Annotated in this window: 6 protein-coding genes; 3 read left to right on the top strand and 3 right to left on the bottom strand. The window is 63.2% G+C overall.

Annotated features, from left to right (window positions below; translation table 11 throughout):
• Positions 1 to 85: 85 nt before the first annotated feature.
• Complete coding sequence (locus Q7T45_RS23490; protein WP_304873993.1) at positions 86 to 499, bottom strand: MucR family transcriptional regulator; 414 nt, start codon at positions 497 to 499, stop codon at positions 86 to 88.
• 175 nt (positions 500 to 674) lie between these two features.
• A complete protein-coding gene (locus Q7T45_RS23495; protein WP_304873995.1) occupies positions 675 to 1592 on the bottom strand; it encodes a DUF308 domain-containing protein in 918 nt (305 codons plus the stop codon).
• A gap of 313 nt (positions 1593 to 1905) precedes the next feature.
• Between Q7T45_RS23495 and Q7T45_RS23500 the strand changes: the two genes are divergently transcribed.
• The 3 genes from Q7T45_RS23500 (at position 1906) to Q7T45_RS23510 (ending at position 6323) form a co-directional block, all read left to right on the top strand.
• Positions 1906 to 3555, top strand: a complete 1650-nt coding sequence (locus tag Q7T45_RS23500) for a glycosyltransferase family 39 protein (protein ID WP_304873996.1) — start codon at positions 1906 to 1908, stop codon at positions 3553 to 3555.
• 313 nt (positions 3556 to 3868) lie between these two features.
• Complete coding sequence (locus Q7T45_RS23505) at positions 3869 to 4648, top strand: class II aldolase/adducin family protein (RefSeq protein ID WP_304873998.1); 780 nt, start codon at positions 3869 to 3871, stop codon at positions 4646 to 4648.
• A 256-nt stretch (positions 4649 to 4904) separates the two neighbouring features.
• Positions 4905 to 6323 (top strand): methyl-accepting chemotaxis protein, encoded by a 1419-nt coding sequence (locus Q7T45_RS23510; protein WP_304873999.1) that lies wholly within the window; start codon positions 4905 to 4907, stop codon positions 6321 to 6323.
• Between the two features lie 1019 nt (positions 6324 to 7342).
• Here the strand turns inward: Q7T45_RS23510 and Q7T45_RS23515 are convergent.
• The coding region (locus Q7T45_RS23515) for a M20/M25/M40 family metallo-hydrolase (RefSeq protein ID WP_304874000.1) at positions 7343 to 7968 on the bottom strand (626 nt) is incomplete at its 5' end.

Consider the following 7968-nt stretch of genomic DNA (forward strand, 5'->3'; position numbering starts at 1 on the left):
TCGACTGATAGCGAGTTTGCGGAAGCGCCCCCCACCCCGACCCCTCCCCGCCACGCGCAAGGGCGCGTGGAGGGAGGGGAGCGAGTTACTTCCGCCGGCTGCGCTGCTGGCCGAGCCCCATCTTCTTGGCGAGCGCCGAACGCGCCACCGCATAATTCGGCGCCACCATCGGATAGTCGGCTGGCAGGCCCCATTTGTCCCGGTACTGCTCCGGCGTCATGTTGTATTGGGTGCGCAGATGCCGCTTCAGCGATTTGAAGCGCTTGCCGTCCTCGAGGCAGACCAGATAGTCGGGCGTCATCGATTTCTTGACCGACACCGCGGGTTTGGCAGGTTCCAGCGGCGCTTCACTCCGTCCGGCCGAAACCCGCTGCAAGGCGGCGTGAACCTGGCTGATCAGGGCCGGGATCTCGGAAGCCGGCGTCGGATTATGGCTGAGATAGGCCGACACGATTTCAGCCGTCAGGTCGATGAAACTTTTTCCGGCGCTGTCGGTCATGCCCAAACCTTCCAGAAATCGCAATCGGACGGGGATCCCGCGGGATCGAAAGTATCCCGAAGCAATACGTGGTTCGGAATCTTGTACTACTTACCGAATATGAGCGGATTACTGCTGGCGTGACAAGAACGACAGCACTTTATCTTCGATTGGCTTCGCCGCAAGTACAAGCCGCTCAGGAACGGTGATCGAGATGCGAGCGCAGCTCGTCGATCGACGCGAACCGCATCATGCCTTCGGGCATTTGCGCCTCGATCGAGCCATCGGAATACAGCGAATAGGCCATGCCGTCGACGACGCCCGATTTGAGAACCGTGACCTGCGCCGGGTCGTCATTTCGCACCGCCGGCGGGTAACGCTCCGCGCTGGCAGTGGCGGGATCCGGTTCGGCAAAGGTCGACGGCGTGCGGCCGGCGCGACGCGGCGGCGGAATGTCGCCCCGCGAACGTTCCGGCTTCGGCCAGGCGTCGTCGAACGACGCGGGCGGCGTTTCCAGTGATTCGGGAACCGGCGGCGGGGCTGCGGGTTCGGGTTGCGGAACGCCCATCGAAGGATCCGTTCGCGCCTGGGCGCGCTCGCGCTCCTTGCGCGATGACGATGAGAACAACAGGTTGCGCTTCGGCTTGACCGCCGGCGCGGGCTCGGCTTCGGCGGGCGCCAGCGGGCTATCGTCGGGCGCGCGCTCGCGGGGCGCGGCCTCCGCATGCCATGGCGGCGGCGAGGACGCCGAGGACGGCGCCGCCGGTTCCACATGGCCGGCAATTTCCGATCCGGCCTGCTCGCGGCTGAAGAAACCGCTATCTTCGGCGGCCTGATTGCGGGGAGCGGCGCCTGCCGGCGCCGGTTGTGACGGGCTTTCGGCGTGGGATCCTGCCGTGGCGCCCGCAGGTCCCAGCCGCCGCGCGATATTTTTCAGCTCCCTGACTGCCATCCAGAGGCCGATCAGCAGCATCCCGGTACACGCAGACATGGTACCGGCGACGATCAGGGTATTGCCTAAGCTGAATTCGTTGATCTGGATTCCGAACCCGATTGCCACCAGGCCAGCCAAAAGCAAGCCAATCCCGGCCAGCAACAACACGACGACCCTCATCGAATTCACCCCTTGGCCGCGCCCGAAATACTCGCCAGCCGCCATCGCCACGATACCGTCATATTGTACGCACCGCCAACCGCCAATTATGGGACGATCCCTGTAAAAATCGGCCCGCTACCCGACCGAGGCAGCGATTGCGGCTCTACGAAAGTCTGGAGCCCGCCGGCGAATGCTGCATCGCATCAGGGAAATTACGCCACAATTCCCAATTACTTGGAAAGGGAACTGCGCTATATGGATGCCGGGGAATAGAGGCTCAAAGCGCTAAAAAACAGCTGAGCCGCACGGGGACACCGGGTTACCAATAGACATGTCATCCATCACTGCTTCGGCCATCGATACGCCCGCTCGGCGATCGGTGGAACGGACTTGCGACGATCTCTCCCTCGCGGCGCTGGCGGCGATCGGATTGATCGCGAGCCTGACATTTCGGGATTATGGCCTGGGCTGGGACGACTACACCCACGCCGAGTATGCCGATCTGTTGCTGCGCATGTACGGGTCCGGCTTCAAGGACACCGCCGCGCTGTCGTTCGCCAATCTCTACATGTATGGCGGCGGCTTCGACATGGTCGCAGCCTTGCTGCACAAGATCATCCCGCTGGAGCTGTTCGAAACCCGCCGCCTGCTCGGCGCCATCGTCGGACTGATCGGTCTTGGCGTGACGTGGCGGCTTGGCCGCCGGGTCGGCGGTCCGCTCGGCGGACTGGCAACGCTGCTTTTGCTGGCGCTGTGCCCCACCTTCTACGGGCACATGTTCATGAACCCGAAGGACGCGCCATTCGCGATTTCAATGGTGATCCTGATGCTCGGCCTCGTCCGTCTCGCCCAGGAATATCCAAAACCCTCGCCGCGCACCATCCTGATCGTCGGCCTCGGCGCCGGCTTGTCGATCGGTTCGCGCATCCTCGGCGGCATGGCTCTGGTCTACGCCGTGGTCGGTTTTGCACCGCTGTTGATCGAGGAGTTTCGCGCCCACGGCCTGCGTGAATCGGTTCGCCGCTTCGCCCATGTCGTCTACGTGCTGCTGCCCGGCCTGGTGTTCGGCTATCTCGTCATGGGGCTGATCTGGCCGTGGTCGATCATGGAGCCGGCCAATCCATTCCGTGCCCTGACCTATTTCTCGCATTTCTTCGAGAAGCCGTGGAAGGAAATGTTCGACGGCGCGCTGGTGTCGGTTCCGGATATGCCATGGTCGTATCTGCCGACACTGTTCGCCCTGCAGCTGCCCGAAGTGCTTCTGGTCCTTTGCATTGCCGCCGTCGTCGGCACCTTCCTGTCGCTGCCACGCAGCGATGTGCCGGCCCGGCGCAAGACCATCTTCCTGATGCTGACGTTAGCTGCGACATTGCCGCTGGCGGTGGCGATGGTGAAGCGCCCGGCGCTCTACAACGGCATCCGCCACTTCATTTTCGTCATTCCGCCGATGGCGGTGCTGGCAGGTGCTGCCTTCGCGTGGGGAATGAACTGGCTCAAGCACAGCCATCGCAGATGGCAGCCCGTCGCCCTGGCGATTTTCACCTTCGGCTTGATGCTGCCGCTCGGCGAGATGATCCGGCTGCATCCCTACCAGTACACCCACTTCAATCAAATCGCCGGCACGGTTCGTAACGCCAACGATCTGTTCATGCTGGACTACTGGGGCCTTGCGCTGAAACAGGCTTCCGACGGCCTGCGCGAGGAGTTGGTCGAGCGCCAGGAATTCCCGCCCGCCAATCGCAAATGGAAGGTGGCGGTGTGCGGTCCGCAGCGCCCCGCCCAGGTCGCGCTCGGTCCCGATTTCACGATCGGCTGGGACTCCCATGCCGCCGACTTCGCGATGACGCTGGGCCAATTCTACTGCAAGGGCCTGACCGCCCCGGTACTGGTGGAAATCAAGCGCGACGACGTGGTGTTCGCGCGGGTCTATGACATCCGCGGCCAGAGCATTTCCAACCTGCTGGCGATTCCCGCGCCGTAGCGCGCATGCTTCGCTTACTCCGAGCGACACCCCCCTCTCCCTCATGGTGAGGAGCGCGTTGGACAGCGCCCTTGCGCAGTCCGGCGCGCGTCTCGAACCATCTGGCACATTGCCTGCCGCCATCCTTCGAGACGCCGCGCGAAGCACGCGCGGCCCTCCAGCGACAACGGCGAAGCCGTTGCGCGGGGATGAGGTCGGTGGTTGGGACCGAATTCATATCTGCCACGCTTCCCCCGCGCCTTGCTGCGAAAGGTGCGCGGGGATAGGCTTTCATTAACAGTCACTCATTCAGATCATTTGGGAGAAACCGGTCATGTCGCCAGCGGAAGCTCGCCTGAAGCAAGTGCCGTCCGACATGACGGAGGCGGAATGGGGCCAGCGGGTCAACCTCGCCGCCTGCTATCGCCTGATCGCGCATTATGGCTGGGACGATCTGGTCGATACCCATATCTCCGCCCGCGTGCCGGGGCCGGAGCATCACTTCCTGATCAATCCCTACGGGTTGATGTTCGACGAAATCACGGCGTCCAGCCTGGTGAAGGTCGACCTCGACGGCAATCAGCTCAGCAATAGCCCCTACAGCATCAACCCGGCGGGCTTCACCATCCATTCGGCGATCCACGAGGTGCGCGAGGATGCCGGCTGCGTGCTTCACCTGCATACGCCCGACGGCACCGCGGTGGCGAGCTCGATGGAAGGCCTGCTGCCGATGAACCAGACCGCGCAGCTCGTGACCCACGATCTCGCCTATCACGACTATGAAGGCATCGCGCTCGACCACGACGAGCGCCCGCGCCTGCAAAAGGATCTCGGCACCAGGAACCACATGCTGCTGCGCAATCACGGCACGCTGACGGTCGGCCGCTCCGTCGCCTCCGCCTTCGAGCGCATGTTCCACCTGGAGCGGGCCTGCACCATGCAGGTGCGCACCCGCATGCTGGGTCCGACGGCCTACCCGGTCGAACAGGCCGTGGTGGACAAGAACGCCGCGCTGTTCACCGACCCCAACCGGATCGAATTGCGCTCGACCATGCTGGTCTGGCCGGCGCTGCTGCGCAAGGTCGAGCGGCTGGATCCCGGCTACAAGGATTGAAATTCTTGCGGTTTCGTGTAGGGTAACGTCCAACAACCTCTGCACTGCGAATCCAAACGCCGCCCAATTCCGGGCGGCGTTTTTGTTTGTCGCAGCCAAGGTCGGCCGGTTCACGGTAGTCGAGCGCAGCGCCTGCCCCGCAGGGGGCACGGGTCAACTGCTTCGGCGACTACGCAGGGAAAAATTTGCTCCAAATTAACCTAAGCCACCAACATTGGCCGTAACCAGCCGAATCTATTCGGCCTTAGGAGGCCGCATGTCGTCACTTTCCTCACCGTTCCTTTCTTCGATCATGCGCGCCGGCCGGACACGGAGCGCCGCAAGTTCTGCCGACATCGCATTGCTGGCGAGCCAGCTCGCAGAAACCGAGGCGCGCGACCAAGCGCTGGTTGCGTGCATCGACGCCATCACCGACGGTCGGCTCGACGTGGAACGGCCGGCGACGCAGGATCGCCTCTCGATCGCCATCGACCGGCTGCTGGACCGATTGGCCTCGAACGCGTCGCGGGACCTCGATCGCATCGTCAACCTGAGCATCCAGGGCAGCGAGACCGCGATCTCGACCGCCCGCCTGCTCGATACATCGCGCGAGATTGACCATCGCACCCAGTCGTTGGCGGCCGCGGGTGAGGAATTGGTGGCGTCGATCGCCCAGATCCGGGCAACCGCACAGACGGCCAGCGCAGACGCAACGGAAATGCGCGCCAGCGCCGAACAGGGAATGTCGACCGCCGATTCCGCGTCGGCAGCCATGAGCCGCGTGGGAGTGACGGCGAATCTGGCGTCGGAGAAGATCATTGCCTTGAACGAAGCATCCGAGGCGATTGGAACGATCGTAGGTTCGATCGATGCGATCGCCAAACAGACCAACCTTCTGGCGCTGAATGCAACCATTGAGGCGGCACGCGCGGGAGAGGCCGGCAAAGGCTTTGCCGTCGTGGCGACGGAAGTCAAAAGCCTTTCGCAGCAGACAAGCCATGCCACCGTGGATATTCGAACCCGCATCGACCAGCTGCGGGTCGATATCCACACCATTGTCGCCGCAATGTCCGACTGCACCAAAGCAGCTGAGGAAAGTCGTGGCGTCGTGGCGTCGCTTGGTGGAGCGATGGCCGGTGTGAGCCAGCAGGTTTCCAGCGTTACCACCGGCATGGCCGAAATCTCCGGCATCCTGAATCAGCAGACCGACGCCTCACGTGAAATCGCTCAGGGAATTACCTCCATCGCCGCAATGACGGAACGGAGCGTTAAACAGGTGGTGGCGATTTCCGACCAGCTCGATACCGTCCACGGTCTGGTGGGAGAAAATCTTCAGAATATTTCCAACTTTTCGTTCGACAACAAGATCCCGCGTCTGGCAAAGGCCGATCACGTGATCTGGAAGAAGCGGCTGGCGGACATGGCCGTGGGGCGGACCACGTTGAAGGCCGATGAACTGACGGATCATCATTCCTGCCGGCTCGGCAAATGGTACTACGGCGACGCTTCACACGATTCCCGCAACCATCGCGCGTTCTCCTTGCTGGAAAAACCTCACGCACTGGTCCATCAGCACGGAAAGCAGGCCGCAAAATTGTTCGCGGCAGGCGATCTTCCCGGCGCCCTGCAGGAAATACAGCATGTGGAAGCGGCGTCGAAGGATGTCCTCCACATGCTCGATGAACTCGGAAAATAACTCGTAGGGCGCGGATCGGCGTTTTGCGTGATCCGCCGTATTGCCGGTGAAAGGGCAGATTGCGCCGGAGCCTGTCATCGGGCCGCGCCTTGCGCGGACCCGTCGGGCTCCGTTCCGCCCCACGGGCTGCTTCGCCGCACGCGCAAGCGAAATCTCGCGACCCGGCCGCGACAAAACAACCCGACGGGCAAATCACTTCTGATTATCAGAATTGAAAGTCAAGCCCCGGAATCAAAAATAAATCGCTTAACACGTCGGGCAAATCACCTTTAGAGACTCGCCCGTCTCACCCGATGAGAGGGGCGGGTCGCGATCGTCACGAACGCGCGGTGGGATGCGGTGACGCGGTGGCGGCGAATGACGAGGGCCGTCGTTGCGTACGGAAAAGCCGTGTGGTTCTGGCACCCCGACGCTGGTGTCAAGCTTGCGCTATGACGCGCAAGTGACGGTGGCAAGAAAGCCCGGTCACCGGGAAGAGCACGGTATAATCCGTAAGGCATCGCGCAGGGAAAGTCGGATTGCCTCCGCTGCCCTGTATGCTCGTGTGCGTTTGTTTTGTGCGAGTTTGCACACGAGACCGCGGGTGCAGCGCGCATCCGGCTTTCCCTGCGCCCTCTTTCTTTTCCGAGGGCGGCAATCGACGCAAGGCTCGGACGCATCGCGCCGCGAGAATGCGGATGCACACCCTCTCGCTGTTTGACAAATGAATCGAAACTCACCCCTCACGTCGTCCCGGACAAGTGAGCGCCAGCGAACGCCGATCCGGGACCCATACCGCGTTGTGCCCTCGTTGAAACGAGATGGATGATCCACTCTTCGCCAAACTGGCGCCGGTGGCTATGGGTCCCTGCGTTCGCAGGGACGACGCGGAGAGGTCATTGCCCGGCGTCGAAGTCCCGTAGCCCGGATGGAGCCCTTGCGAAATCCGGGGCCGCCGCCGCATTCGTTCCCGGGTTGCACCACCGGCCCGGCGCTGACGCGCCGACCGCTGGCTCCATCCGGGCTGCAGGCTGCCGACTTTACCGCGGCGTCTCCGCGAACGCGCCGAGGATGCGCGCCCAGGAGCGGATGCCCTTGTGAAAGCTCTTCAGGTCGTACTTCTCGTTCGGCGAATGGATATTGTCGTCGTCGAGCCCAAAGCCCACCAGCACGGTATCGAGCCCGAGCGTGCGCTTGAAATCCGCGACGATCGGGATCGAGGCGCCGGAGCCGACCAGGAGCGCTTCCCTGCCCCACTCCTCGGTCAATGCGCGCTGGGCCGCGGCGAGCGGCTTCATGTTCCAGTCGAGCGCGATGGCCGGCGCGTTGGAATGGTCGATGAACTCCGCCGTGCAATCCGCCGGCAGTCGCGCGGTGACGTAGTCGCGAAACGCCTGCCGTATTCTGTCGGGCTGCTGGCCCTCCACCAGCCGAAACGAAACCTTGGCGGAGGCTTCCGCCGGGATCACCGTCTTGGAGCCCTCGCCGGTGTAGCCGCCGATGATGCCGTTGATCTCGCAGGTGGGGCGCGAACGGGTCTGCTCCAGCACCGAGCGGCCCTGCTCGCCGGCGGGCGTCGTCAGCCCGGCGCCCCTGAGGAACGCCGCCTCGTCATAGGGCAGGCGCTTCCACAGCGCCGCGATCTCGGCCGGGAGTTCGGCGACAT

This window comes from Bradyrhizobium sp. (genome assembly GCF_030646015.1).
Lineage (GTDB): Bacteria > Pseudomonadota > Alphaproteobacteria > Rhizobiales > Xanthobacteraceae > Bradyrhizobium.